This window comes from Microbacterium elymi (genome assembly GCF_021582895.2).
In the GTDB taxonomy this organism is placed as follows: domain Bacteria; phylum Actinomycetota; class Actinomycetes; order Actinomycetales; family Microbacteriaceae; genus Microbacterium; species Microbacterium humicola.
On sequence record NZ_CP091139.2, the window covers coordinates 2,117,618 to 2,143,250 of the forward strand.

The window sequence follows — 25,633 nt, forward strand, 5'->3', positions numbered from 1 at the left end:
CGCTGGGTCCTGGACCTGTCCGGGATCGCCCTGCTGCTCCTGGTCCCGATCATCGGCTTCTGGCCCACGTTCGGCGGACCGTCGTACCTGCTGCCGGCGCTCGGCGGTCTCGTGCTCGGGCTGGGGGTCGCCGCGCTCGGCGCCCGTCTGGGCTGGGGCATCCTGATCGTGGCGGCCGCGACCATCGGCGTCTACTTCGTCTTCGGCTCGGCGCTGGCGGTGCCGCACAGCGCTCTGCTCGGGTTCGTGCCCACCCTCGACTCGCTGCGCGCGCTGGCGGCCGGGGTCATCACGTCGTGGAAGGACGTCGTCACCACGGTCGCCCCGCTGACGGTGGCCGACGGTTTCGGGATCATGCCGTTCCTGCTCGTGCTGGTCGCCGCGGTGCTGGCCGGCAGCCTCGCGCTTGCGCCGCCGGCCCGCCTGGGCGCTTGCCCGGCCGGGGCGTGCCTCATCGTGCAGATCGCGCTGGGCACCTCGAGCCCGGCCGCCCCGATCGTGCAGGGCATCGTGTTCGCCGTCGTCGCGGTCGGCTGGCTCGCCCTCCGGCAGGCATGGGCGCCGGCTGAGACCGTGGTCTCGCTGGGCGAGACCGGGCAGGCCACGCGCTCCGGCACGCGCCGCCGACTGGCCACCAGCGCCGGGATCATCGTGCTGGCCGTGGTCGCCGGGGTCGTCACCAGCGGGTTCGCCGCTCCGGCGGCGCCGCGGTACGTCCTGCGGGATGTCGTCATCCCGCCGTTCGACATCCACGACTACGCCAGCCCGCTGCAGTCATTCCGCAAGTACGTTCGCGACGACCGCGAGAAGACCCTGTTCACCGTCGACGGGCTGCCGGGGAGCGCCCGCGTCCGGCTCGCCGTGATGGACGCGTACAGCGGCACCGTCTACAACGTGTCCGACACCGGGTTCGGCTCGTCCAGCGCGTTCTCGCCGGTGCGCGCGAACATGTCCGCCGCCGCGACCGGCACGCCCGCGGACGTGCATGTGGAGATCGGCGCGTTGGACGGCGTCTGGCTGCCCGAGGTCGGCGCCGTGCAGTCGGTCACGTTCACCGGCGCCCGCGCCGAGGATCTGGGCCGGTCCGCGCTGTACAACGAGGCCACCTCGACCGGCCTGGTCACCGCGAGCCTGCAGAAGGGCGACGAGTACGATCTGCAGACGGTGGTCGCCGACCAGCCCACCGACAAGGCGCTGGCCAAGGTGCCGTTCGTGCCGGTGAAGATCCCCACGCAGGAGGGCGTCCCGGAGTCGTTCGCGGCGATCGCGGCCAAGGCGACGGCGGACGCCAGCACGCCCATCGAGCAGGTGCGCAAGCTGCAGAAGTACCTGGCCGACGGCGGGTTCTTCAGCCACGGGCTCGAGGGCGAGGTGCGGTCGCTGGCCGGTCACGGGGCCGCGCGCATCTCGGCGCTGCTCGGCTCGCAGCAGATGGTCGGCGACGACGAGCAGTACGCGGCGGCGATGGCGCTGCTGGCCGGCGAGCTCGGCATTCCGGCGCGGGTCGTGATGGGCTTCTACCCGGGGGAGGATGCCGCGTCCGCCACGACGTTCTCGGCCACCGGGGACGACCTGCACGCCTGGGTGGAGGTGCCGTTCGCCGGCGTCGGCTGGGTCGCGTTCGACCCGACGCCGCCCAAGGACCACGTGCCCACAGACCAGGCCACGAAGCCCAAGTCGAAGCCCAAGCCGCAGGTCCTCCAGCCGCCGCCGCCCGAGCAGCAGCCGGCGGACGAGCCGCCGACGGTGCCGGCCGACCACGGCAAGAAGGACGACAAGAACCCGGCCGCCGGCATCCTCCTGGCCATCCTCGGCGCCGTCGGCATCGGTGCGGGCGTGCTCGCGCTCATCGCGTCGCCGTTCCTCGTGATCGGAGCGCTGAAGACCAGCCGCCGACGCAAGCGGCAGTTCGCCGAGCGCGCGTCCGACCGGATCAGCGGCGGCTGGGACGAGCTGATGGATCGGGCGGTCGACTACGGCACGCCGGTGCGCACCGGCGCGACCCGGAACGAGGATGCCGCGGCGGTGCGGACCGCGCTCGCCCAGCCGTCCGTCACGGTTCTCGCCGAGCACGCCGACGCGCAGGTGTGGGGGCCGGCCGACCCGACCGACCAGGACGTCGACCGGTTCTGGCAGCACGTCGACGAGATCGTGGGCGACATCGGCCGCTCCCACGGGTTCTGGCGGCGGGTGGGCGCCCGGCTCAACCTCCGCTCGCTGCCGCTCGGCACCCGACTGGAGCGGTGGCTTCCCACCCCGCGGACGCCGCGCCCGCGCGCAGACCGTGCCGAGCACGGGCAGAATGGCACCGATGCGGACCAGCAGCGACCGCAGGAGGAGACCGCATGAACGCAGGGGCGTCTCTGGGCGCGCGCGCCCTGGCCTACGTGGTGGACGCGGCGATCGCGCTCGGCGCGGTGCTCCTGGTGGGCGGCCTGGTCGCCGCGGCGGTGTTCGGTTCGCTGCGCCCCGCCGACCCCGGGACGCTTGCCGCCGCGATCTTGATCGTGCAGTTCGTGGTCTGGGTCACAGCGGTCGCGTGGGGCATCGTGTACACGCTCATGCAGGGTGGCGCCGGCTCGGTCGGTCAGCGCCTGCTGGGCGTGGAGCTGGCCGACCGCGAGACCGGAGCGCCCATCGGCTTCTGGCGTGCACTGGTGCGTAACATCGTGTGGGCCCTGGCCGGATCGATCGTGGTGGGCTACTTCAGCCCCCTGTTCGACCGCAGCCCGTATCGACAGGGATGGCACGATCTGGCAGCCCGATCCGTCGTCGCGCGCGCTCGCACCGCGGCGCCGTCGGGACCACCGGTTGCGGTCGCGCCGGCCGTCTCCGTCCCGCCGGCCGTGCCCCCCACCGGCTCCGTCGCACCGGTGCTCGGATACGCGCCCCCGCCGGCCGCCGCATACACGCCGCCGTCTTCCACCCCGCCGTCTTCCACCCCGCCGTCTTCCACCCCGCCGTCTTCCACCCCACTGGTGCTCGTGGCCCCGCCGCGCGCCACTCCCGCCCTCCCGATCGAGTATTCCGGGGTGATCTCCGCCGTCCCCGGATTCCGCGGCGCGCAGGCGTCCGGCGACGGGCAGCTGGCGGCATCCGGCCCTTCGGCACTCCCGTTCGCGGAGGCTTCTGCAAAGAAGGACGCTGTCCTTCGTTCCGGAAGCACCGCCGATCCCTCGGTGCCGACCGGCGAGGGCCGCGAGGCTATGTCCGCGGCGGAGGGACAGACGCTCGGTGCGACCGTCGCGCGCGATCAGGTCGACGCCGCGCCCGCGCCCGCGCCGGCCGCGGCCAGCGCGCCCGCCGCGCTCCTGGCCTGGGACAACGGCACGCGCACCGGCGTGTGCGGGCGCACGCTGTTCGGCCGCAATCCCGCCCACGAGGACGGCGCTACCGTGGTGGCGGTGCGCGACGAGACCCTATCGCTGTCCAAGACGCACTTCGAGATGGGCGGCGACGCCGACGGCGCCTGGGTGATCGACCGGCACTCGACCAACGGCGTCGTGCTCGAGCGGAATGGACGCCGGGCGCGCCTCGTCGCGGGCATGCGCACCCCGGTGCGACCCGGCGACCGCCTCGAGTTCGGCGATCGCAGCGTGACCGTGGAGACCGCACAGTGACCGCCCCCGCGCAGGATCCCGCCGTGACCCCGGTCATCACCGTGCAGGCCGGCGCCGCCACCGACACCGGACTGCGGCGCCGGCTCAACGAGGACTCGTACGTCGCGACATCCCCGGTGTTCCTCGTCGCCGACGGGATGGGCGGCCACCAGGCGGGCGAGGTCGCCAGCGCCACTGTGATCGACGAGTTCTCCCGCCTGATCGGGCGGCCGAGCGTCTCGGTCGAGGACCTGCGCACCACGTTCGACCGGGCACGACTGGGCGTCGAGCGGCTGCCCAATGCCGGCGGCGCCGGGGCGGGCACGACCCTGACCGGGGTCGCGATCGCCGACATCGACGGCGACGGGTACTGGCTGGCCATCAACGTCGGCGACTCGCGCACCTATCGGCTCAGCCAGGGCGAGTTCGAGCAGATCAGCGTCGACCACTCCGTGGTCCAGGAGCTGATCGACCGCGGCGAGCTCGACCAGGCCCAGGCCACGCGCGACTCGCGGCGCAACGTCATCACCCGTGCCATCGGCGCCGGCAGCGACGGCGATCCCGACTACTGGCTGATCCCGGCCGAGGAGGGCGACCGGATGCTGGTCTGCTCGGACGGGCTGACCGGCGAGCTGAACCACGAGCGGATCGACGCGATCCTGCGCGAGGAGGCGAACCCCCAGGCGGCCGCGACCCGGCTCGTGCACGAGGCGATCCTGCACGGCGGGCGCGACAACATCACCGCTCTCGTGGTCGATGCCATCAGCGTCCTCGGGGACGGCCGCTCGAGCGGCCGCGGCACGCAGCCGGTCTTCCCGGACGACGATGATGACCTGGATGCCGACACCCGACCCCGTGAACCGCGTCTGAGTGAAGGAGCCCGCTGATGGTCGCCGTGCGCTATGCCCCGGGCCAGGCACACCTGGTCGCCACCCGTGCCACGGTGGTGCTCATCGACGCCGACATCGCCACCGATCTGCTCACCCGCATCTGGCGGCAGGTGGACGAGGGACGGGGCCTGGCCGCCGTGCTCGAGGCGCTCACCGGAGCCTTCGGCACCTCGCTGGTCGCCATCCCGCCGTTCGTGGTCGCCGTCGCCGAGCCCGACGGCCTGCGTGTCGCGGTGCGCGGCGACATCACCGTGACCGCCCTCGGCGGGGACGCGCCCGCCCGCCTGACCGGCGTCGGGGTGACCACCTGGTCCGAGCGGGTGCTGTCCGGGATCACCCGCACCGAGATCCAGCTGTCCGCCTCCGGGGACGGCGACGACGTCCGCCTGCCGCTGCGCGACGGCGTGGTGCGCGCGTCGGCGGTCACCGTGGACTGGACCCATGAGGATGCCGCGGCCGACGGGTCCGAGCCGGTGCCTGCGGTCACGGCCGCCGTGCCCGTCCCCGCCGGCCCTGAAGAACCCGCGCCCGAGGCCGTGCAAGAGCCCGCACCCGAAGAGCCCGAACTCGAGGCCGAGCCTGCAGAACCCGAGCCGAAGCCGACGGAAGGGACCGAGCCGAGTCTGGACACCTGGGTGCCGGCGGATGCGACGCTGATCCCCGAGATCACCGGCATCCCCCTCGATCTCGCGCCCACTCCGCCCCACGGCGTGCCGGCCGCCGACACCTCCGACGCGACGGACGTCGCCGATACAGTGGCTTCCGTGCGTGTCCGCGGAGATCATGACGGCGAGACCGTCTCGGTCGCCCAGGCACGTGCCCTGCGCGGCGCGGCTACGGCCGAGGACCCAGCCCACGAGCCGCTCGCCCCGCCGCGACCGACCGCACCCGGGCGACTGCGCCTGTCGACCGGGCAGCTGGTGGCCCTGGATCGCACGGTCGTCATCGGCCGCCGTCCGCGCTCCACGCGGGTGACCGGCACCGATCTGCCGCACCTGATCGCGGTCGAGAGCCCCGAGCAGGACATCTCGCGCAGCCACCTCGAGGTGCGGGTGGAGGGCGACAGCATCCTGGCCACCGACCTGCACACCACCAACGGCACCACGCTGCGCCGCATCGGCGCCGACCCGGTCCGATTGCACCCGGGCGAGCGGAACGTCGTCGTGCCGGGCGACGTGCTCGACCTCGGCGACGGCATCACGGTGACCGTGGAGGACATCGCGTGAGCCCCCGTCGGACCCCCGCCGCGCCGCCGGAGCTGCCCGGCTTCACGTACATCGACCTGCTCGGGTCGGGCGGGTTCGCCGACGTCTACCTGTACGAGCAGCAAGCTGCCGCGCCGCCGCGTCGCGGTGAAGGTACTGCTGACCGATCGGATGTCGTCCGGCTCGGTGCGCGAGTTCACCGACGAGGCGAACGTGATGGCGATGCTGTCCACGCACCCCGCGATCGTGACCATCTACCAGGCCGGGGTGGCCGGCGACGGACGCCCCTACCTCGTGATGGAGTACTGCCCGAAGCCGAACCTGCAGGTGCGCTACCGGCGCGAGCCGTTCTCGGTCGCCGAGTCGCTGCGCGTGGGCGTGCAGGTCGCGGCCGCCGTCGAGACCGCGCACCGCGCCGGCGTGCTGCATCGCGACATCAAGCCGGCCAACATCCTGGTCACCGAGTACAACCGGCCCGCGCTGACCGACTTCGGCATCGCCTCCACCACCACGGCGGCCGCCGAGTCGGCGGGGCTGTCGATCCCGTGGTCGCCGCCCGAGTCGTTCGCCGACGTGCCGCGCAGCGACGTCCGCTCGGACGTGTACGCGCTCGGCGCCACGGTGTACACGCTGCTGGCGGGGCGCTCGCCGTTCGAGCTGCAGGGCCAGCGCAACACCGCCGCCGACCTCATCCAGCGGATCGAGACCATCCCGGTGCCGCCGCTCGGCCGGCAGGACGTGCCCCCGTCGCTCGCAGCGCGCGCTGGAACGTGCGATGGCCAAGAACCCGGCCGACCGGTTCCCGTCCGCGCTCGAACTGGCCCGGGCGCTGCAGAAGGTGCAGATCGAGCTGTCGCTGGCGGTGGCCCCGATCGACATCCTCGACGACGGGATGCCCGACGACATCGTCGAGGACGAGGACGACGGCCTCACCCGGGTGCGCGGCGTGGTCAGCATCGACCCCGAGACCGCGCCGGCGGCCGGGCTGACGCATCCCGCCGACGTCACCCACGCCGGCCCGCCGACCACCGCCCCGACCCGGCCGGCGCCCACCCTGCCCGGGCCGGCCGCCTCCGAGGACACCGTCGTGCGTACGCCGGCCGCCGCGCACGCGACCGCGCCGTCGCTGGACGAGACGGTGATGCGCATCCCCGACATCCCGGGGTCGCCCCCGGCCCCCGCCCTCGCCGATGCGCCCGCCGACCCGGCCGCCCGCTCCCGGCCGAAGATCGGCCTGTGGGCCGGAATCGGCGCGGGAGTGTTCGTGGTCGCGATCGTCATCGTCGCCCTGGTCGCCCTGCCCGCGCTCCTGGGCGACGCGAGCGCCGAGCCGAAGGCCAGCAGCACGACCAGCAAGCCGCAGGACGCGCTGCCGGCGACCGTGCCGGCCCCCACCGACCTGACCGGCACCGTGAAGGGCGGCCAGGTGGTGTGGACGTGGAAGAACGCGGACGGCGCCGCCGACGACGTCTTCCTCTGGCAGGACGTGTCGCGGGCGGATGCCCCGGGCAGCCCCGCAAGGTGGACGAGGCGACCGTCACCCAGCCGGCCGACGACTCCGGCCGGACCTGCATCGCCGTCAGCACGCTGCGCGCCGACGGCGGCAGCCTCGCAGGCCACGACGAAGTGCGTGTCATGACCGACGCGCAGACGAAGGACGAGCCGGTCACGGTCGAATTCGCCGGGGAGCGGTTCCCGGTGCATCCCGGGAGCGTGTTCACGGTCGGCCGCGAGGGCGACCTGGCGCTCGAGGACAACCTGTTCCTGCACCGGCACTTCCTCACCATCCAGTGCCAGGACGGGCTGTGGCTGCTCTCCAACGTCGGGTCGCGGCTGGCCGCGACCGTCACCGACTCGGGCGGACGCGTGCAGGCATGGCTGGCACCCGGCGCCCGCCTGCCGCTCGTGTTCGAGACGACCACGGTGATCTTCAGCGCCGGACCCACCACGTACGAGCTCGTGGTCCATGCCGCCGAGCCGGCGTTCCGCGAGACGGTGCGGTTCGAGGAGGACGACGGCCAGTCGACGATCGGCGACGTGCCGCTCACCCACAGCCAGCGGGTCATGATCCTCGCGCTGGCCGAGCCCGTGCTGCGGCGCGAAGGAGCCGGGATGAGCGAACTGCCCACGTCGGCGCAGGCCGCGCAGCGACTGGGCTGGACGCTGACCCGGTTCAACCGCAAGCTCGACAACGTGTGCGACAAGCTCGACCGGATCGGCGTGCCGGGGATGCGCGGAGGCGCCCGCTCCTACGCGACGAACCGGCGGGTGCGGCTGGTCGAGCATGCCATCGCCGCGCGCCTGGTCACCCGCGAGGACCTCCCGCTGCTGGACGCCGAGGCCGGCGACGACGAGGACGACGCCTGAATCTCAGCGTCCGGCGTCGAACAGGTGCCGTCCCTCGTGGCTGAGCACCTTCACCACGACCCCGCGCCGCTCGAGCTCGGCCACCGTGCGGGTCTCCTCGCTGATGTCGCGGCCGAGGGCGTGGATGCTGGCGACCACGAGCACATCGCCGCGGCGCAGCGTCCCGAACAGGCGGACCAGCCGCTCCTCCCACGACTCGAGCGTCTCCGGGGCCGGGTGGCGGAACCCCTCGATCGGCACCCCGAACCGGGTGAGGTCGTCGCGCTGCGCATGATCGAGGGCATGTCGTCGCGGGCGACCACCAGGCCCACCAGCCGCGAGCCGGCCGGCCGCGCCTGCCACCAGCCGCGGTCGCGCTCGAGCTCGACGAAGCACTCCGGGCACTCGGCGGCGGAGTGCATCGGGGGGTGCGTGTGGTCGTGCATGCTCTCATTCTGCCCCGTGGCGGCCCGCCCATCACTCATCCTGCAGCCGGAGCCTGCAGACTGAGCTGGTCGGCGTCCAGCTCGGCGAGCGAATGGCGCAGCGCGGCGGTGCTGAAGGTGCCGTCGTGCGAGAGCGTGTCCAGGCGTGCGCGCATCGCCTCGATCGCGGCCATCCGCAGCTCCAGCAGCTCGCGGGCCGCCACCGACCGGTCCTCGGCCGGCGGCGCGCTCATCCGCTCGGCCGCCTTCTCGGGCAGTCCCGGAGTGAACGGCGTCCCGTCCCGCTTGACCACGGTTCCGTTCTGCAGCGCGGTCACCGCGGCCTGCTCGAGCTCGGCGGCCAGCCGTGCCCGCTCCTCGGCGCTGACCGCCTCGGCCGCCTCGCCGCCCAGGCCCAGCCGGCGCACGAGCAGGGGCAGCGTGAAGCCCTGCAGCATGAGGCTGATCAGGGCCACCAGGAACGCGACGAACACGAGCAGCGCCCGGTGGTCCAGACCTTCGCGCGGCAGGGTCTGCGCGGCCGCGAGCGTGACGACGCCCCGCATCCCCGCCCAGACGATGACCGATCCGTGCTTCCAGTTCAGTGGCGAGCCCTCGTAGTAGTCGAGGTCGGCCAGCGACTGGGTGACCCGCGTGCGCATCGCGTTGACCCGTCGGTCGGTGCGCTCGGGGTGACCGCGGCGGCTGCGGTCCGGCAGCGTCTCGCGCCCGTCGGCCACGGCATCCAGCCGCGCGCTGAACCCGTTGAGCCGGTCCCGGTCCACGCGCCGGGCGCGGCGCCCGCTGCCGGACACGAGCAGCGCGACGTAGCCGGCGCGGACCACCAGCACGATCGCCAGGGCCGACAGGGCCAGCCAGGCGCCGTGCCACAGACCGCCCGAGCCGGCGATGTTCGCGGAGATGACCTCGCGCAGCTCGAGGCCCATGACCAGGAACACCGCCCCCTCCAGCATCAGCTCGATGGTGTGCCAGTTCATCGTGTCGCTCAGACGCTGGTCCGGGGTCAGCAGCCGCCGGCCGGCCTGACCGGTGACGATCCCGGCCACCACCGCGGCGACCAGGCCCGAGCCGCCCAGCTGCTCGGTGGGCAGATACGCGAGGAACGGCACGGTGAAGCTGATGGCGGTGTTGGCGGCCGAGCCGCGGATCCACCTGCGCAGCGCAGCGCCAGCCAGCCCACGACCCCGCCGATGATCAGCGCGGCCAGCACCGCCCACACGAACGAGCCGATCGCCGCCCAGGCCGAGAAGCTTCCCGCGATCGCCACCACGGCGGTGCGCAGCAGCACCAGGGCGGTGGCGTCGTTGAGCAGGCTCTCGCCCTCGAGCATCGTCACCACGCGGGGGCTGATCCCCAGCCGCTTCGCGATCGAGGTGGCCACGGCATCCGTCGGACTCAGGATGGCGCCCAGCGCGATGCCCACCGGCAGCGGCAGCCCGGGACGACCAGCCAGAAGAACACGCCCAGCACGAGCGCGCTGACCAGCACGAGCACCACGGCCAGCCCCGAGATCGAGGTGAAGTCCCGCCGGAACTCGACGGCCGGCAGGTTCACCGACGCGGAGTACAGCAGCGGTGGGAGCACGCCGACGAGGATGATCTCCGGCGGGATCGGCGGGATCTCGACCGTCGGGATGAGGGCGATCGCCAGTCCCACGGCCACCAGCAGCAGGGGCCGGCCACGCCCAGCCGCTGGGCCAGCGCGGTGACGATGACGATGACCAGGACCCCGACCACCGCGATGAGCAGTCCCAGCATGATCGGTTCCATGCGTGCTCCTGAGCGGTCTCGCGGTCGGGCGTACCTCCCGAGCCTATTCCTCGGGCCCACGCCGTGGAACGGGTTGCGGGCGGGGTTGCCGGGTTCCGGCGGTCGGGCACGATAACGTGTCAGGGGCGCGATCTGTGCGTCGTGACAGGGGGAGAGCGGTGAGCACACCGGCGGGTCTCGACGACATCCTCTATCCGGAGATCGAGCCGTACGACAGCGGGATGCTGCTGGTCGGCGACGGCAACCGGGTGGCCTGGGAGGTCAGCGGCAATCCCGAGGGCAAGCCGGTGGTCTTCCTGCACGGCGGCCCCGGCGGCGGCACGGCGCCGTGGCATCGGCGGTTCTTCGACCCGGAGCGGTACCGCATCGTGCTGCTGGACCAGCGCGGCTGCGGCAGTTCCACTCCGCACGCCTCGGAGCCGGACGCCGATCTGCGGCACAACACGACCTGGCACCTGGTGGCCGACCTCGAGCGCTCGCGCAAGAACCTCGGCATCGACCGGTGGCAGGTGTTCGGCGGGTCATGGGGGAGCACGCTCGCCCTCGCGTACGCGCAGGCGCATCCCGAGGCGGTCAGCGAGCTCGTGCTGCGCGGCGTGTTCACCCTGCGACGCCATGAGCTGGAGTGGTTCTACGAGGGCGGGGCATCGGTGCTGTTCCCCGATCTGTGGGAGGACTTCATCGCCCCGATCCCGCTGCTGGAGCGCTCCCGGATGATCGAGGCGTACCACCGGCGGCTGTGCGACCCCGACCCGGCCGTGCACGTGCCGGCCGCGGTGGCGTGGAGTCGGTGGGAGGCGTCCACCGTCTCGCCGCTGCCCGATCCCGGGCGCGTCGCCGAGGCTGTGGAGCCGGAGCACGCGGTCGCCTTCGCCCGGATCGAGAACCACTACTTCCTCAACGGGGGCTGGCTGCGCGAGGGCCAGCTCATCGACGACGCGGCGCGGCTGCGGGCATCCCGGCGGTGATCGTGCAGGGCCGCTACGACGTGTGCACACCGGCGATGACCGCGTGGGACCTGCATCGCGCGTGGTCCGAGGCCGAGCTGGTCATCGTCCCGGATGCCGGCCACTCGGCCGGCGAGCCGGGCATCGCCCGGGCGCTGCGCGCGGCGACGGACCGGTTCGCCGACCGCGGGTAGCTCCGCGCGGTCAGTCGCCGCCGGCGATCCGCTGGACGCTCCGGTGGGGGTCCAGGGCCGCCACGACCGGCTCGAGCGCGTCGGCGAGCGCGTCCAGCTCGCGCGGGGGTCAGGGCGTCGATGACCAGGTGCCGGGCCAGGGCGATATGGCCCGGGGTCGCGCGCACGAGCGCACGCCGGCCGGCGGAGGTGAGCGTGAGGTTCACCGCCCGGCGGTCCGCGACATCCGTGCGCCGTTCCACGAGTCCCCTCCCGATCAGCTTCTGCACGACCTTCGACAGGCGGGGCAGGGTCGCGGCGGTGACGGCGGCCAGCTGCGACATCCCGAGCATTCCCTCGGGGGAGCGACGCAGCGCCGAGAGCACGATGAACTCGAAGTGCGTCATCCCGGCCTGGGCCTGCAGCTGGGCGTCCAGCGCGGCGGGCAGAGCTGGGCGGTGCCGATCAGCGCGAGCCAGGCGCGCGCCTCGCGCTCGTCCATGCGGGGGACCTGGGCACTCATCCTGCACCTCCGGGAATATCCTGCCGCAGAACCCGTTCCACTAGATAGTTGCCATTACAACTTTATGGGAAAGGACACCAGTATGAGCACTGTCACCGTCATCGGCACGGGGAACATGGGATCGGCCATCGCGAAGATCGCCGCCAAGAGCGGCGCCGCCGTCCAGATCGCCGCGCGCGACACCGCCAAGGCACAGGAGCTGGCGGCCGAGGTCGGCGGCACGGCCGTCGGGCTGGACGCCGTCTCGGGCGAGATCGTCGTGCTCGCGGTGCCGTACCCCGCGCTGGCCGAGATCGCCGGCGAGATCGGCGACCGCCTGGCCGGCAAGGTCGTGGTGGACCTCACCAACCCGGTCGACTTCGCCACGTTCGACGGGCTCGTCGTCCCGGCCGACTCGTCCGCCGCTGCCGAGCTGGCGGCCGCCCTTCCGCAGTCCCGCGTCGTCAAGGCGTTCAACACGAACTTCGCCGCGACCCTGGCCACCGGAGCTGTCGGCGGCGCCGTCACGACGGTGCAGCTCGCCGGTGACGACGATGCGGCGAAGGACAGCCTGCGCGGCGTCATCGAGGCCGCCGGGCTGAAGACCGTCGACGCGGGAAGCCTCAAGCGCGCCCGCGAGCTCGAGGCGCTCGGCTTCCTGCAGATGGTCCTCGCCGTCCGCGAGCAGGTCGCCTGGACGGCCGGCTACGCGGTCCACGCCTGACGGTGCCACCGGCTGTCGTCGTCGGCCTCATCCCCGGATGAGGTCGGCGGCGACCTCGCCGATCACGATCGCGGGGGCGTTGGTGTGCCCGCGGATGATGTTGGGCATGATCGAGGCATCCGCCACGCGCAGGCCCTCGACGCCGCGCACCCGCAGGCGGGGGTCGACGACGGATGCCGCATCCTGCCCCATCCGCGCGGTGCCCACCGGGTGGTACAGCGTGTGCGAGTAGCGGCGCAGCGAGACCTCGGCGCGTTCGGCCGGCGACATCCGCTCTCCGCCGACGGGCTGCACCCAGGAGCCGGTCGTCACCGCGCGCAGCGCCTCGGTGTCGATCAGCCGTTCGCACACGGCGAGGCCGGCCAGCAGCGTCTCCCGGTCGACCGGGTCGCTCAGATACGCGGGGTCGATCAGCGGTTTGGCGGTCGGATCGGCCGAGGCCAGCCGCACCGTGCCGCGGCTGCGCGGCTCCAGCAGGATCGCGCCGACCGTGATCCCCTCGCCCGGCAGCGGCACGAGCCCCTCGCCCACGTACGGCGCGGCGGCGAAGATGATCTCGATGTCGGGGAGCCCGGCCGGTCCGCCGGCGCGCTCGGCGACGTCGGTGCGCACGAATCCGTACGCCTCGGCCACATTCGAGGTCAGCATGCCGCGCCGGCGGATCAGGTAGTCCGCCAGCTTGCGCGGGCCTCTCCGCGCCGAACAGCGTGCCGCCCTGCGCGGCCGGCGCGAGCCCGGCGACGAGGTGGTCCTGCAGGTTCGCGCCGACCTCGGGCGCGTCCACGACGAGCGGGATGTCATGCGCGGCGAGCTCGGCGGCCGGCCCGATGCCGCTGAGCTGCGAGCTGCCGGGTGTTCACAGCTCCGCCGCACAGGATCACCTCGCGCCGTGCGCGGGCGTGCCGGGTCACCCCGGCGATGTCCACGTACACGCCGGTGGCGCGCGGGGCGTGCTCGGCGGAGCGCGCGAACGTCACCCTCCGCACCAGCGCGCCGGTCACCACCGTCAGGTTCCGGCGCCGGCGGGCGGGGCGCAGATAGGCATCGGCGGTGGATGCCCGCGCGCCGCGCCGATGCGTGACCATCGTCTGTGAGAAGCCCTGGTCCCGGGGCAGGTTCGCCGCGGTGACCGGGTACCCGGCCTCGTCGGCGGCCCGCAGGAACGCGGCCGTGTGCGGACGCGGATCGCGCTGGTGCTCGACCGGCTGTGCGCCGTCGATGCCCTGCGTCGGGTCGACGGCGTCCTGGGTGCGCTCGGCGCGACGAAAGGAGGGCACGAGCGCGTCCCACGACCAGTGCTCCCCGCGGCATCCGCCCACGCGTCGTAGTCCGCGGCGAACCCGCGCACCCACATCATCGCGTTCAGCGAGGACGAGCCGCCGAGGGTCTTGCCCCGCGGCCAGTACACGGTGCGATCCTCCAGCTTGCGCCTGCGGCACGGTGTCGTAGTTCCAGTCGTACCGGCCGCGGAACAGCGTGGAGAACGCGGCCGGGACGTGCAGCTCCATCGCCTTGTCCGGCCCGCCGGCCTCGAGCAGCAGGACCGAGACGGAGGGGTCTTCGCTCAGGCGGGCCGCGAGGGCGGCGCCGGCCGAACCGGCCCCGACGATGACGTAGTCGGCGTCGAGGTTCACGACCGCATCGCCTGGGCGAGGGTGGCGACCAGGCGCGGGATGCTGTGGTCCATGTGCCAGCGGGTGAGTCCCTCGGCGACCGGGGTGGCGGTGCGCGAATCGACGAACCAGGGCGGCTTGGGCAGCGCCGAGAAGCGGTTCCTCCCGCCGACCGAACGGGGGAAGGGGCGGAACGGGCCGCGCATGACCGAGCGTTCGACCTGGTCCAGCAGGAGCGTATTGTGCACGACTCCGATGCCGCTGGAGACGTCCTGGATCGTGCCGCCGGGGAACGCGCCCCAGGACAGGATCGGGGTGGCGAAGACGATGCCGGTCCAGGCATTGACCGCGATGCCGCCGTAGCGCAGCGCGGCGATCGCACGCTCGAACCCGGCGCCAAGCGCCCGCTGGGTGTCGGGGTCGATGAGCACGTTCGCACCGAGGGTGCCGGCCAGCCTGTCGTTGGCGTGCGCGACGGCCGCGTCGAGGAACTCCTGCCCGTTGCCGTCCAGTTCGACCACGCCCAGGACGGGGGCGAAGTACTCGGTGGTCTCCAGTGCAGTCGCCTCGCCATCGCCGGGCACGTCGATCAGGGCGCGCGTGCGGTCGGCCGACCACTCCGCGTCCGGATAGTCTTCGGCCGCCTCCTGGAGCCGGCGCTCGCCGTTCGGGTACCAGATCGGCCGCTGGGGCGCGGCGGCGTACGCGGCGCGCAGCGCGGCCAGGAAGGCGTCGCGCTGCGGCCAGTCGCGACTGATGACGACGACCTGCCCGGCGATGCAGTTGTGGCCGCTGTTGTACAGGCGCATGGTCGCGATATGGGATGCCTGGTATGCCAGGTCCGCGTCGGTCCAGCGCCCCGGCACCACGATCATGGGCGAGACGCCGCCGAGCTCGGCGGTGATCGGCGTGGTCAGCTTCGGGTCGTCGGCCTTGCGTCGTCGGGTCGCCTCGGCGCCGGTGCCCCACACGATCGCGTCGAACGTCGCCGCCGAGCCGGTGATGTGGATGTGATCGAAGGCCGGATTCCCGGTCAGATACGCGCCGACATCCCCACCGCCGTGGACGATGCGCAGGAACCCGGGTTCGATCAGCGGCGCCAGCGCGCGCTCGTAGACGGGTACCAGCGAGTCCTGCGTGGGGTTCACCTTCAGGACGCTGACCCGGTTCGCGGCCAGCAGCTCGTACAGCACGTCCAGCACCGGGATCGAGGTGATGTTCCCGGCTCCGAGGACCAGGCCCACGGTGGCGGGTTCGGCGGGCCGTCGCTGTCCGAGGCCGGCGGCGTCGCGCGCGGCGGCCTGAGTCGTCCCGGGTCGAAGCCAGACCTCGCCGGTGTAGCCCGACAGCAGCAGGCCGTCCATGCGCGAGGCGGGGAAGACGTGTGCGCGCAGGCCGCCGTGGGCAGCGGCATCCGTCTTCACGCCGTCCAGCGGGCTGGCGCCGCGCGCGAGTGCGCGCAGGGTGGCCAGGTAGCCGTCGAGGGCGGTGAGCATCGCGTAGGGTCCGGACAGCCACTCTTCGCCGAACAGCGGATGCGTCTCGTCCAGCCCCTTCGATCGTGCGGCGGTCATCGCCCACTCGTCGGCGCAGGTGACCACGGCGGCGCGGATGCGCTCGATCAGGCGGGCCCGCTGCTCCAGCGTCAGATGGCTCCAGGAGCGTGCCCCCCGCTGGACCGCGGCGATCGCGGCATCGAGGGGTGCCCGGACGTCATCCGACAGGGCGGATGCGGCGACCTTGCGCTTCGCGGGGGCCCGCTTCGGGGCCGGCTTCGGGGTGTTGCTGGTGGGCACGACGCTCTCCTTCGGGCGCTTCGGTCACAGTCTACGCATGGGACCCCGTCTCACCGTCGGTGCGACCGGATGCCGCCGACTCGATGTCGTGGCGGCGGAGCCGATACCGTCCCAGCGCGATCAGGCTGCCGGCGATCAGGGCTGCGGGCAGCACGCTGAAGCTGATGACGATGCCGGTGACCGCGGCATCCGGCTGGGTGACCGTGGTCCCGGCGGTCGAGGAGACGTATCCCGTGACGGCGAGCATGATCGACAGGGCCGTGGCGCCGAGGGCGAAGCCGATCGTCTCGCCGGCGGTCCAGACGCCGCTGAACGCGCCGGCGCGGCCGCGGCCGTGGGTGCGCTCGTCGTGCGAGATCACGTCCGGGAGCATGGCCATCGGCAGCGACTGCATCCCGGCGTAGGCGATGCCGGCGACGGCGACCGGCAGGTACGCCCAGTCGCCGGTGTTCCACTGCAGGCCCAGCAGCGACAGCGCCGCGACGGCGAACACGACGCTGGCGATCGCGAAGGACCGCTCCTTGCCGATGCGGTCGGCCAGCAGCCCCACAGCGGCGCCGCGACGAACGCGGGCGCGATCAGGGCCACGAACAGCAGCTCGACGGCCGACTCGGAGTGCATCACCCACGTCGCGACGTACTGCGCGCCGGCCAGCATGAGCCCGGTCGCCAGCGCCTGCAGCAGGTAGGTGGTCAGCAGCGTACGGAACGGGGCACTGCGGCGGAGGGCGCCGATGCCGGCCGCATAGTTCGCGCGGATGCCGCCCTCCGCCGACAGCGCCGAGGCGCCCGCGCCGGTGGCTGCGGCGGTGCCCGCGTTGCCGCCGGCATGCCGCGCGACGGTTGTGGCCACCAGCATCCCGATGCCCAGCACGACGCCCGCGACGACGCCCATGACGAGGTAGCCGGTCACCGGGTCGCCGGTCACGCGGCGCAGCGCCGGGCCGCCGGCGCCGAACAGCAGGATCGCGAGGGTGAGCATCACGACCCGCCAGGTCAGCAGGCGCGTCCGCTCGTTGTACCCCGGCGTCAGCTCGGCCGGCAGGGCGATGTAGGGCACCTGGAAGAGGCTGAACGACGTGGCGGTCAGCAGGAAGGCGATCACCACCCACACCGCGCCGAGGGTCGGGCCGAACGCCGGCGGCGCGGCGAACGTCAGGGCGAAGAAGAGCGGGATCGTGCATGCCCCGATGAGCATCAGCCGCCGCCGCGACCCGTGCCGCGTGCGGTCGCGGTCGCTCAGTGCGCCGACCACCGGGTCGATGATGACGTCCCAGATCTTGGCGAGGGTGATGACCAGCCCCGCCACGATCGCCGCCACCCCGAGCGAGTCGGTGAGGTAGTAGGTCAGCACCAGACCGGGCAGCGTCGCGAACCCGCCCGTGCCGATCGAGCCGATGGCGTAGCGCGTGATCACGCCCACGCTCAGCCGCGGCGTGGGCGGGGTGGTGGCGGCCTGGGCGGGCAGCCCGGCGGGTTCGGGTTCGGGCGCGGGCGGGTGCGGCCCGGCGGGTTCGGGCGCGGGCGCGGGCGAAGCGGTGTCGGGAGCGTCGTGGCTCATCGCGCCAGTGTACGGCCGCCGGCGGGATCGCCCGGCGCCTGCGTACCCGCGCCGCGCCGGCCCGCGCCGGCCCGCTCCACCCGGCCCACCCGTACCGCCTCAGACCGCGCGGAGCGCCTCCTGTACGCGCGCCATCCCGGTCACGACCTCGGCGAACGAGGTCGACAGCGGGGAGAGCCCGATGCGCAGGCCGCCCGGATCGCGATAGTCGGGGATCACGTCCTGCTCCCAGAGCCGCGCCGTCACCGCGCGCATGGCGGGATGGGCGAGAGCGACGTGTCCTCCGCGCCGCGCCGCCTCGCGCGGCGAGGCGACGGTGACGCCCAGGGGTGCGAGCCACGCGTCGGCCAGCAGGATCGTGAACGACGTCAGGGCGATCGACTTCGTGCGGATCGGCCCGATCCCGACCTCTTCGATCAGCGGCACCATGTCGCGCAACGCGATCATCGCCGTGATCGACGGCGTGCCCGACACGAAGCGGCGCATTCCGGCTCCCGGCTCATACTCCGGCCCCATCGCGAACACGTCGGCCGCACCCATCCATCCCTGGATCGGCGGGGCAAGTCGCTCCTGGTGCCGGCGGGCGACGTACGCGAAGGCCGGTGAGCCGGGTCCGCCGTTCAGGTATTTGTAGGTGCACCCCACCGCCAGGTCGAACCCCCAGGAATCCGCGGTCACCTCGACCGCACCGACCGAGTGGCACAGATCCCACACGATGAGCGCGCCGGCGTCGTGCGCGATCGTGGTGAGAGCCGCAGGCATCCGCCATATACCCGGACCGGTATGCGACGTGGCTGAGCAGCACCACGGCGGTCTGCGGCCCGACCGCACCCCGAGCTTGCGCCGCGGTGACGCCGGATGTCAGGCCCACATCGATCCAGCGGACGCGTCCGCCGCGCTCGGCGGCGATGCCCTCGACGAGGTAGCGATCGGTGGGGAAGTTGTCGCGATCCACCACGATCTCCACCCGCCGCGGGTCGGTCGAGTGCGCGAGATCGAAGGCCGCCCGCACCAGCTTGTACAGCAGCACGGTGGTGGAGTCGCCGATCACGGTCTGCCCGGGCGCCGCGCCGATCGCCGCCGCGCCGATCCGGTCGCCGAGTGAGAACGGCAGGTCCATCCACGTCTCGTCCCACCCGCGGATCAGGCGCCCGCCCCACTCGTCGCGGACGAACGACGCCGCCCGGTCGACGCTGGCCCGCAGCGGGCGTCCCAGCGAGTTGCCGTCGAAGTAGACCAGCGGGGTCTCGGAGCCGACGAACGCGTCGCGGTGGGTGCGCAGCGGATCGGCGGCGTCCAGACCGGATGCCTCGGCCTGCGCCTGGGCGAGGGTGGGTGCCGCGTCAGGGCTCACGGGTGATCAGCTCCTCGGCGGGGACGACGGTCGCTCCGCCGAGCCAGGCGGGGATGCCCGCTTCGGCGTCGGGCGCCGGGCCCGTCACGAACGTCGCCACGCCGCGGTCGAACGCGGCGCGCGGCCACGGGTCGGTGAGTGCGCCGATCAGCGCCGGGCCGCGGATCCCGGCCCGGTGCAGGCAGCGCAGCTCGGCCGGCACCAGGCCGGCCGGCCGGTCGCCGTTGCCCAGATCGGTGCCGTACAGCACCCGGCCGTCGGCGGCGGCGAACGCGGCGGTGTTGTCGAGGGCGAGCTGCGGGTCGTCGTGGATCGCCAGCGTCGAGATCCACCGCTGCCCGGCGGCGACCGCCGCGGCGACGAGGTCCTCGTCGATCCGCTCGGTGAACGGGGCGTGGGCGAGCACGTCGACTCCGGCATCCAACGCGCGCCGCGTCATCCCGTCGCCTTCGACGTGGGCGACGACCGGCAGACCGCGGTCGTGCGCCGCGGCCACCAGAACCTGCAGGGTATGCGTGTCGAAGACCGGGCCCTCGGTGTTGTGCAGGGCCACCTTGATGACGGATGCCCCGGCGTCCGCCATCTCGTCCACCGAGGTCCGCGCCCCGCCCGGGACCCCGGGCGCCGCCGAGGATGAGGTGACGATGTGCACGATCTGGGCGGGCGCCCACGACCGGAACGAGGGGTAGCCGCCCGGCACGGTCAGGAACGCCCCCGCATATTCCACCTGCGGCATGCCGTGCTTCGGCCGCCGGGCGAAGTACGCCGGATCGCCGCCGAGATCCACGGCGCCGGCGATCCCGTGGGCGGGCAGCGCATGCTCGTCGACCAGATGCAGATGCAGATGATGGTCGATCAGCGGCGCGAGCGCGACGCCGTCCTGGCCGGTCAGGCCGCGGCGGCAGAATCGGGCCGACGGACCGAGAAGAGCCTGCAGGGCCTCGGCATCCGAATGCGCCATCTCAGGCACCGATCTCGGTGCGGACGGCGTACAGCTCGGGAAAGAAGGTGAGGTCCAGTGCCCGCTTCAGGAAGCCGACGCCGCTGGAGCCCCCGGTGCCCCGCTTGTGGCCGATGATCCGCTCGACCGTCTTGAGATGCCGGAACCGCCACAGCTGGAAGTTGTCCTCGAGGTCGACGAGCTCTTCGCAGGTCTCGTAGGCGCCCCAGTGCGCTGCCGGGTCGGCGTAGATCTCGGCGAACACGGGGACCAGTTCGGGCGTGTACTCCCAGGCCTTCGTGACATCGCGCTCGAGGACCGCGGCCGGAACGGCATGCCCGGCGCGGGCCAGCAGCCGCAGGAACTCGTCGTACAGGCTCGGTGCGCGCAGCGCCGCCTCGACCAGCGCGAGGTTCTCCGGATCCGCGGCGAACACCTTCAGCATCCCGGCGTGCTTGTTGCCCAGGGTGAACTCGACGGCGCGGTACTGCGCCGACTGGAAGCCGCTCGCGTTGCCGAGCACACCGCGGAACTGCGCGTACTCGCTCGGGGTGAGCGTTGCCAGCACCGACCACTGGTCGGTGATCGTCTTCTGGATGTGCTTGACCCGGGCGATGCACTTCAGCGCCGGGGCGAGTTCGTCTTCGCGCAGCAGCCGGCATGCCGCGCCGAGCTCGTGCAGGATCAGCCTCAGCCACAGCTCGGTGGTCTGGTGCTGGATGATGAACAGCAGCTCGTCGTGGTGTTCGGGCGAGCTGAGCGGATGCTGCGCCTGCGCAGGGTGCCCAGCTTGCAGGTATCCGCTGTAGGTCATGCGGTCTTCGAAGTCGGTGATCACCGATTCTTCGATCGTCCGGGTATTGCGCTCGACGCCGTCGTCCACCGTCTCAGCTTAGGTCGCCCGCAGGTCGCTGAGCGAGCGCATGAGGTCGCCCGCAGGTCGCTGAGCGAGCGCAGCGAGACGAAGCGCCCCGCCCGGGGACCGGTGTGCGGGCGTCAGATGAGCGAGAGCTCGCGCAGCTTCGCCTCGACGTCGCCGTTGGACGGCTCGACCTGGTGCGAGGCGTCCGGGTACAGCACGACCGGGATGTTCGTGCGGCCCGAGATCTCCTTGGCCACATCGGCGGCTCGGGGTCGGCGACGAGGTCGATGTACTCGTAGTCGATGCCGAGCTCGTCGAGCTGCTTCTTGGTGCGGCGGCAGTCGCCGCACCATTCGGCGCCGAACATCTTGATGGAGGTCGCGGAGGTCGTCATGCCTCCATTCTCCCAACCTCCTGCTGGGTCGGCGCTGTGCGCGATCGTACGATTTGGCCCACTGCACATCAAATTCGGCCCAGGATGATGTGCACTCGGCCACATCGTACGATTTCGACGCGAGAAAGGGCGGGTCAGGGGCGGCCGAGGCCGCGGTAGGTCCAGCCGGCGGCACGCCAGCAGGCCGGGTCGTAGCTGTTGCGACCGTCCACCACGTTCCGCGCGCCCACCAGGGCGCCGACCACCTCGGGGTCGAGGTAGCGGTACTCGTCCCACTCGGTGACCAGCACGATCGCGTCGACGCCGCGGACGGCATCCTCGAACGACGCGCGATAGTCCAGCTCGGGTGCAGCGCGCGCGAGTTCTCGATCGCCTCGGGGTCGGTCGCGCGCACCTCGACGCCCAGCCCCTTCAGCCGCACCGCGACATCGAGTGCGGGAGAGTCGCGCACGTCGTCCGAGTGCGGCTTGAACGCGAGGCCGAGCACCGCCACGGTCTTGCCGTACGGCTCGTGGTCCAGCAGTTCGACCACGTTGTCGACGACCTTGCGGCGCCGGCGCAGGTTGATCGCGTCGACCTCCTTGAGGAACGCGACCGATTCCCCGCGCCCGAGCTCTTCGGCGCGCGCCATGAATCCGCGGATGTCCTTGGGGAGGCATCCGCCCCCGAACCCCACCCCGGCTCCGAGGAAGCGCCGTCCGATCCGTGGATCGAAGCCGATCGCATCGGCCAGCTGGGTGACATCCGCGCCCGTCGCCTCGGCGATCTCGGCCATCGCGTTGATGAACGAGATCTTCGTGGCCAGGAACGCGTTCGCCGACACCTTGACCAGCTCGGCGGTCGCATAGTCGGTGAGCACCAGCGGCGTCTCGGCCGCGATCGCGTCCGCGTAGACCTCGCGCAGGGCGGCTTCGCCGGCGGATGCCGCGTCCGCCGCGGGCGACAGCCCGAACACGAGGCGGTCCGGGGTGAGCGAGTCCTTCACCGCGAAGCCCTCGCGCAGGAACTCCGGGTTCCAGGCCAGCACCGCCCCCGACCCGGCCTCGGCGATCCGCTCGGCCAGTCGGGCGGCGGTCCCGACCGGGACCGTCGACTTGCCGGCCACGACATCCCCCGCATTCAGGTGCGGCAAGAGCGACTCGATCGCGGCATCGACGTAGCGCAGATCGGCCCCGTGCGAGCCGCGCAGCTGCGGGTGCCCACCGCGACGAAGTGCACCTGTGCGCCCCGGACCTGCGCGATGTCGTCGGTGAAGCGCAGCCGGCCGCTGGCGGTCGCGTCGCGCAAGCTCGGGCAGGCCCGGCTCGAAGAACGGAGCCTCTCCGCGTCGCAGCGCGGCGAGCTTGACCTCGTCGACATCCACGCCGATCACGTCATGGCCCAGCTGCGCCATCGCCGCGGCGTGCACCGCCCCCAGATACCCGCACCCGATCACACTGACTCGCATGGCTCCTGATCCTACGGGGCGCCTGCGACCGGGGAGCGATCCGGGGCCCTGGTGAGCTCGCCCAGCGTCGGCTGAGCAATGCCGATGACGCCAGCACAACGTCAGGTGCGCATGCGACGATGGAACCGGCACGACGCACCCCGCGTCGTCCGCATCACGGAAGTCCCATGCAGCTGTCGATCATCGTCCCGACGTACAACGAGGCGCCCAACGTGGCCGAACTCGTGCGTCGCACGATCGCGGCGATCGGCGGCATCGATGCGGAGATCATCTTCGTGGACGACAGCACGGATGCCACACCCGCCGCGGTGCGCGAAGCCGCGGCCGGGCTGCAGGATGGCCGAGACGCGCCCGTGCCGGTGCGGCTGATCCATCGCGAGCACGCGACCGGGGGCCTGGGCGGTGCCGTGGTGGAGGGCATGCGCGCGGCGGAATCGGATGTCTGTCTGGTCATGGACGGCGACCTGCAGCATCCGCCGGAGGACATCGGGCTGCTGTGCGACCGGTTCGCCGAAGGCGACGTCGACCTGGTCGCGGCATCCCGCTACCTCGGCGACGGGTCGGCGCAGGGGCTGGCCGACCGCACCCGCGTGCTCATCTCGCGCCTGTCGACCATGATCACCCGCGCGATGTTCCCGATCCGGCTTGCGCGGCGTGTCCGACCCGATGACCGGGTTCTTCATCGTCGACCGGCGCACCATCGATCTGGACGGACTCAAGCCGCGCGGGTTCAAGATCCTGCTCGAGATCCTCGCGCGCAAAAGCCTGCGCGTGGCCGAGGTGCCGTTCCGTTTCGCCGACCGGTTCGCCGGCGAGTCGAAGGCATCGGTGCGTCAGGGCGTGCACTTCCTGGTGCAGCTGACCGGGCTTCGGTTCGGCAAGATGTCGCTGTTCGCCATCATCGGCGGACTCGGTGCCGTGGCGAATCTCATCATCATGTGGGCGCTCACCAAGCTCGGGATGCACTACATCCCCGCCGCCGTGATCGCCGCCGAGCTGACGATCGTCGGCAACTTCGTGCTGCAGGAGCGCTTCGTGTTCCAGGACATGAGGGGCGAGGCATCCGGTGTGTGGTCGCGGTTCGCGAAGTCGTTCGCGTTCAACAATGCCGAGGCGGTCGTGCGCATCCCGATGATCGCGCTGCTGGTGAACACCTGGCATCTGTCCAGCGTGATCGCGGCCGCCATCACCCTGGCGCTCGCCTTCGTGGTGCGGTTCATGTTCCACTCGCTCGTGGTCTACGCCCCGCGCAAGGCCGGTGCGCCCTCGGTCGCCCGCGAGATCGTCGACGAGCTCGACGCCCAGGCGATCGCCCCCGGCGAGCTGTAGCGCGATCACCCCCCAGCTCGCACCACCCCCCAGCTCGCTGAGCGAGGGAGCGAAGCGCGGTCGCCCCCAGCTCGCTGAGCGAGGGAGCGAAGCGACCGAGACGAAGCGCCCTGGTCGTCGGATCTCAGACGAACTCGACCGCGGCCCCGATCGCACGGTAGACCGTGGCCGCACGTCGGTCACGGCTGATCATCAGCGTCTCCGCCTCGTGGGCGGCCGCCGCCACGAGCGCGTCGAACACCGCCCCTCCGCCGATGCCGGCTGCGGGCAGCTGCGCGAACAGGCGATCTGCTCCGTCAGTCGACAACTGGTGACCCGCGGGGAATCCGGCCCTGATGGCTCGATGGGCGGCCGCAGGCGACAACCGCCACGGCCTGGGCTGACGGGTCAGTATCGAGAACGTCTCGAACGCGGCGTGGCCGGCCAGTCCGAGCTCGTGGCCGCGGACCCGCGCGGCAACGGCGACGTGTGCTTCGTGATCGAGGATGAGCAGTGCGAGGGCGGCGCTCGTGTCCAGGAGGAGACGCTCAGCGCTGCTGGAGGCCAAGGCGCAGCTCGCGGACGTCGTCGTCGGTCATGGTCGAACCGCTGGCCGCCACCACGAGGCGGCCGTCCTCGTCCTGGACGAGAGGATCTGCGACGTCGGGCACCTCGATCTGAAGGACGTTCCCCACGACGTGGATGTCGACGACCCCAGCGCTGATCCCGATGGCGTCGCGCAAGCTCCTTCGGGACGACCAGGCGTCCGGAACGATCGATGGTGGTCCGCATACCATGAGATTACCATTGGAATGGCATGTGATCGCCACTCCCGTCCCAGCCCTCCCACAGATCGCTGAGCGAGCGCAGCGAGACGAAGCGCCGTGCTGCTCCTCAAGATCGCTGAGCGAGCGCAGCGAGACGAAGCGCCGTGCCCTCAGACGAGCGTGAGCGTCTCGCCGTCCTCGCGGTACCGCTCGCCGGTCTCGGGGCACACCCAGCGTCGGCCCTCCTGGGTCAGAGGCCGCCCCGCGCGTCCGACCCAGCCGATGCGGCGGGCGGGCACGCCGACGACGAGCGCGTGCGCCGGGACATCCTTCGTCACCACGGCACCGGCGGCGACCAGCGCCCAGGCGCCGACGGTGACCGGGGCGATGCAGACGGCGCGGGCGCCGATCGATGCGCCCTGGCCGATCGTCACGCCCACCGCGTGCCAGTCGTCGGCGGATTTCAGTGCGCCGTCCGGGGTGATCGCCCGCGGGAACTCGTCGTTCGTGAGCACGGCGGCCGGCCCGATGAACACGCCGTCGCCCAGCCGCGCGGGCTCGTACACCAGGGCGTAGTTCTGCAGCTTGCAGTTGTCGCCGATGACGACATCCGGACCGACGTAGGCGCCGCGGCCGATGTTGCAGTCGCTGCCGACGCGGGCGCCCTCGCGGATCTGGGCCAGGTGCCACACGCGCGTGTTCGCGCCGATGTCGGCGCGTCCGTCGACGTCGGCGGTGGGCTGGATGTCGGCCGATTCGGCAATGCTCACGGGGGCGCCTCCGGTGCGATGGGTGCCCTCAGCATAGGTATCTTGAGCCGATCTGAGGAAACAGACCTGTCGCGTGTCGCGCGTCGTGGCTATACTCGCGAGCGGGGAGACTCACTCGTTCTGCCATCTGGGGTATCACAGGCAGGGTGACGCGGGTCTACAACTTGGGTCGATGCGCTCGCTGCCCGCGAGCCGGCGTCGGTCTTCTGGGGACTGGGGAA

Annotated in this window: 15 protein-coding genes and 11 pseudogenes; 10 read left to right on the top strand and 16 right to left on the bottom strand. The window is 72.4% G+C overall.

Annotated elements, in window-relative coordinates; genetic code table 11:
* Positions 1–168: 168 nt before the first annotated feature.
* From L2X98_RS11490 to L2X98_RS11515, 6 genes and pseudogenes are all read left to right on the top strand, one after another.
* The gene (locus tag L2X98_RS11490; protein WP_354002754.1) at positions 169–2,349 is read left to right on the top strand and encodes a transglutaminase-like domain-containing protein; all 2,181 of its coding nucleotides are present in this window, start codon (positions 169–171) and stop codon (positions 2,347–2,349) included.
* Positions 2,346–3,620 carry an RDD family protein gene (locus L2X98_RS11495; protein ID WP_259610992.1) on the top strand — a complete coding sequence of 425 codons (1,275 nt, stop codon included), beginning with the start codon at positions 2,346–2,348 and terminating at the stop codon, positions 3,618–3,620. Before L2X98_RS11490 ends, L2X98_RS11495 begins: the two co-directional genes overlap by 4 nt.
* Before the next feature lie 23 nt (positions 3,621–3,643).
* On the top strand, positions 3,644–4,486 hold the full coding sequence (locus tag L2X98_RS11500; protein WP_259610993.1) for a PP2C family protein-serine/threonine phosphatase: 843 nt from the start codon (positions 3,644–3,646) through the stop codon (positions 4,484–4,486).
* Positions 4,486–5,715 carry an FHA domain-containing protein gene (locus L2X98_RS11505; protein ID WP_259610994.1) on the top strand — a complete coding sequence of 410 codons (1,230 nt, stop codon included), beginning with the start codon at positions 4,486–4,488 and terminating at the stop codon, positions 5,713–5,715. Before L2X98_RS11500 ends, L2X98_RS11505 begins: the two co-directional genes overlap by 1 nt.
* Positions 5,716–5,865: 150 nt before the next feature.
* A pseudogene (locus L2X98_RS11510) lies at positions 5,866–6,354 on the top strand (serine/threonine-protein kinase); the annotation flags it as partial.
* A gap of 975 nt (positions 6,355–7,329) precedes the next feature.
* Positions 7,330–8,061 (top strand): FHA domain-containing protein, encoded by a 732-nt coding sequence (locus tag L2X98_RS11515; RefSeq protein ID WP_259613294.1) that lies wholly within the window; start codon positions 7,330–7,332, stop codon positions 8,059–8,061.
* A gap of 3 nt (positions 8,062–8,064) precedes the next feature.
* Here the strand turns inward: L2X98_RS11515 and L2X98_RS11520 are convergent.
* The 3 genes and pseudogenes from L2X98_RS11520 to L2X98_RS21035 all read right to left on the bottom strand — a co-directional run bounded on the left by L2X98_RS11520 (position 8,065) and on the right by L2X98_RS21035 (position 10,148).
* Positions 8,065–8,462 (bottom strand): annotated as a pseudogene (locus L2X98_RS11520) (recombinase family protein).
* Positions 8,463–8,521: 59 nt separating this feature from the next.
* Positions 8,522–9,595 carry a cation:proton antiporter domain-containing protein gene (locus L2X98_RS11525; protein ID WP_354002755.1) on the bottom strand — a complete coding sequence of 358 codons (1,074 nt, stop codon included), beginning with the start codon at positions 9,593–9,595 and terminating at the stop codon, positions 8,522–8,524.
* A pseudogene (locus tag L2X98_RS21035) lies at positions 9,490–10,148 on the bottom strand (cation:proton antiporter domain-containing protein). The gene L2X98_RS11525 and the pseudogene L2X98_RS21035 overlap by 106 nt, the downstream one beginning before the upstream one ends.
* A gap of 328 nt (positions 10,149–10,476) precedes the next feature.
* On the opposite strand from L2X98_RS21035, the pseudogene pip reads away from it, so the two are divergent.
* A pseudogene (pip, locus tag L2X98_RS11535) lies at positions 10,477–11,396 on the top strand (prolyl aminopeptidase).
* 215 nt (positions 11,397–11,611) lie between these two features.
* Here pip and L2X98_RS11540 read toward each other — a convergent pair.
* A pseudogene (locus L2X98_RS11540) lies at positions 11,612–11,782 on the bottom strand (MarR family transcriptional regulator); the annotation flags it as partial.
* A 180-nt stretch (positions 11,783–11,962) separates the two neighbouring features.
* Between L2X98_RS11540 and L2X98_RS11545 the strand changes: the two are divergent.
* A complete protein-coding gene (locus L2X98_RS11545; RefSeq protein WP_259610996.1) occupies positions 11,963–12,601 on the top strand; it encodes an NADPH-dependent F420 reductase in 639 nt (212 codons plus the stop codon).
* A gap of 27 nt (positions 12,602–12,628) precedes the next feature.
* Here the strand turns inward: L2X98_RS11545 and L2X98_RS11550 are convergent, their stop codons facing one another.
* From L2X98_RS11550 to L2X98_RS11595, 9 genes and pseudogenes are all read right to left on the bottom strand, one after another.
* Positions 12,629–13,402, bottom strand: coding sequence for a GMC family oxidoreductase (locus L2X98_RS11550; protein WP_354002756.1), 774 nt, complete (start codon positions 13,400–13,402; stop codon positions 12,629–12,631).
* Positions 13,399–14,009, bottom strand: a pseudogene (locus L2X98_RS11555) (GMC family oxidoreductase N-terminal domain-containing protein). The gene L2X98_RS11550 and the pseudogene L2X98_RS11555 overlap by 4 nt, the downstream one beginning before the upstream one ends.
* A gap of 222 nt (positions 14,010–14,231) precedes the next feature.
* The gene (locus tag L2X98_RS11560) at positions 14,232–16,010 is read right to left on the bottom strand and encodes an aldehyde dehydrogenase family protein (protein ID WP_354002757.1); all 1,779 of its coding nucleotides are present in this window, start codon (positions 16,008–16,010) and stop codon (positions 14,232–14,234) included.
* Between the two features lie 31 nt (positions 16,011–16,041).
* Positions 16,042–17,570: pseudogene (locus L2X98_RS11565) on the bottom strand (MFS transporter).
* A gap of 99 nt (positions 17,571–17,669) precedes the next feature.
* A pseudogene (locus L2X98_RS11570) lies at positions 17,670–18,924 on the bottom strand (kynureninase).
* Entirely contained in the window at positions 18,914–19,885 is a 972-nt protein-coding gene (locus tag L2X98_RS11575) for an amidohydrolase family protein (protein ID WP_259613297.1), read from the bottom strand. Before L2X98_RS11575 ends, L2X98_RS11570 begins: the two are co-directional and overlap by 11 nt.
* A 1-nt stretch (position 19,886) precedes the next feature.
* The gene (locus L2X98_RS11580; protein WP_259610998.1) at positions 19,887–20,747 is read right to left on the bottom strand and encodes a tryptophan 2,3-dioxygenase; all 861 of its coding nucleotides are present in this window, start codon (positions 20,745–20,747) and stop codon (positions 19,887–19,889) included.
* 113 nt (positions 20,748–20,860) lie between these two features.
* Positions 20,861–21,120: pseudogene (locus tag L2X98_RS11585) on the bottom strand (glutaredoxin family protein).
* Between the two features lie 134 nt (positions 21,121–21,254).
* Positions 21,255–22,567, bottom strand: a pseudogene (locus L2X98_RS11595) (UDP-glucose dehydrogenase family protein).
* Positions 22,568–22,734: 167 nt separating this feature from the next.
* On the opposite strand from L2X98_RS11595, the pseudogene L2X98_RS21040 reads away from it, so the two are divergent.
* Both L2X98_RS21040 and L2X98_RS21045 read left to right on the top strand, forming a co-directional pair.
* A pseudogene (locus tag L2X98_RS21040) lies at positions 22,735–23,100 on the top strand (glycosyltransferase); the annotation flags it as partial.
* Positions 23,101–23,233: 133 nt separating this feature from the next.
* Positions 23,234–23,896, top strand: coding sequence for a GtrA family protein (locus L2X98_RS21045; protein WP_354002758.1), 663 nt, complete (start codon positions 23,234–23,236; stop codon positions 23,894–23,896).
* A 124-nt stretch (positions 23,897–24,020) separates the two neighbouring features.
* Here L2X98_RS21045 and L2X98_RS11605 read toward each other — a convergent pair whose 3' ends face one another.
* The 3 genes from L2X98_RS11605 to L2X98_RS11615 form a co-directional block, all read right to left on the bottom strand.
* Positions 24,021–24,443, bottom strand: coding sequence for a PIN domain-containing protein (locus L2X98_RS11605; protein ID WP_259610999.1), 423 nt, complete (start codon positions 24,441–24,443; stop codon positions 24,021–24,023).
* Positions 24,424–24,618, bottom strand: coding sequence for an AbrB/MazE/SpoVT family DNA-binding domain-containing protein (locus L2X98_RS11610; RefSeq protein ID WP_259611000.1), 195 nt, complete (start codon positions 24,616–24,618; stop codon positions 24,424–24,426). The genes L2X98_RS11605 and L2X98_RS11610 overlap by 20 nt, the downstream gene beginning before the upstream one ends.
* A 194-nt stretch (positions 24,619–24,812) precedes the next feature.
* Positions 24,813–25,406, bottom strand: coding sequence for an acyltransferase (locus L2X98_RS11615; protein ID WP_435526278.1), 594 nt, complete (start codon positions 25,404–25,406; stop codon positions 24,813–24,815).
* Positions 25,407–25,633: the final 227 nt, after the last annotated feature.

Coding starts and splice junctions, on each gene's coding strand:
- L2X98_RS21045 (WP_354002758.1), top strand. CDS start 23,234: ATGACCGGGTTCTTCATCGTCGACCGGCGCACCATCGATCTGGACGGA.
- L2X98_RS11545 (WP_259610996.1), top strand. CDS start 11,963: ATGGGAAAGGACACCAGTATGAGCACTGTCACCGTCATCGGCACGGGG.
- L2X98_RS11550 (WP_354002756.1), bottom strand. CDS start 13,402: ATGACATCCCGCTCGTCGTGGACGCGCCCGAGGTCGGCGCGAACCTGC.
- L2X98_RS11495 (WP_259610992.1), top strand. CDS start 2,346: ATGAACGCAGGGGCGTCTCTGGGCGCGCGCGCCCTGGCCTACGTGGTG.
- L2X98_RS11515 (WP_259613294.1), top strand. CDS start 7,330: ATGACCGACGCGCAGACGAAGGACGAGCCGGTCACGGTCGAATTCGCC.
- L2X98_RS11505 (WP_259610994.1), top strand. CDS start 4,486: ATGGTCGCCGTGCGCTATGCCCCGGGCCAGGCACACCTGGTCGCCACC.
- L2X98_RS11575 (WP_259613297.1), bottom strand. CDS start 19,885: ATGGCGCATTCGGATGCCGAGGCCCTGCAGGCTCTTCTCGGTCCGTCG.